Origin of the sequence: Borrelia hispanica CRI (genome assembly GCF_000500065.1) — a bacterium.
GTDB lineage: Bacteria > Spirochaetota > Spirochaetia > Borreliales > Borreliaceae > Borrelia > Borrelia hispanica.
Genome location: NZ_AYOU01000021.1, coordinates 1 through 621, shown reverse-complemented (window position 1 = coordinate 621; position 621 = coordinate 1). Strand labels below are relative to the sequence as shown.

The following is a 621-nucleotide window of genomic DNA, read 5'->3' as shown; positions in this document are numbered from 1 at the left end:
TAAAAGAAATAAGATTATGAATTCTTATATAAAGATATTAAAGGAGGCTTAATATGAAAATTCAAAAGATAATTCTATTATCAAGATTAATTTCTCTTATCCTTATAATTTCTTGTACTACTATCGCTTCACTAATAGAAGAACCAACACTTCCAAAAACAGAATCTCTTAAAGATCTTAGTACTTATGAAGCTAAGTTGGCTGATTATATTATGTATTTGCAAGTATTCTTAACACGTACACAAAAAAAGGTTAAAGACCCACATTATCCTAAGTTTACTTATTTCAATCCAACAGAACTTAAAGACGAACATACTGTTGAGAATTTAAAGTTTAATATCAAGTTATTTCAAGATTATATCAGTATTACTAAACCTATTGCTAAAGATGTATATAGAAGATATTCAAAATTAAAAAATTAATTATTTAAGCCCCTGATGGGGCTTATTATTTATAATCATCAAGTTAACCTGAATAAACACTGGAATTCTTTAGTAATAGACAGTTGACTAAATAATTTTAATGGGCTATTTCCGATTTTATCTGAATCAAATGCCATAAATATATTAAACTTCTCAAGATTACTTAAATCTCTACTACTTTTAGTAAAGTATTCTTTAA

General features: G+C 25.4%; 1 protein-coding gene. It reads left to right on the top strand.

What is annotated here, in order from left to right; all coding sequences use genetic code 11:
• Positions 1 to 53: 53 nt before the first annotated feature.
• Positions 54 to 422 carry a BBA14 family lipoprotein gene (locus tag U880_RS0100540; RefSeq protein ID WP_038358578.1) on the top strand — a complete coding sequence of 123 codons (369 nt, stop codon included), beginning with the start codon at positions 54 to 56 and terminating at the stop codon, positions 420 to 422.
• Positions 423 to 621 lie beyond the last annotated feature (199 nt).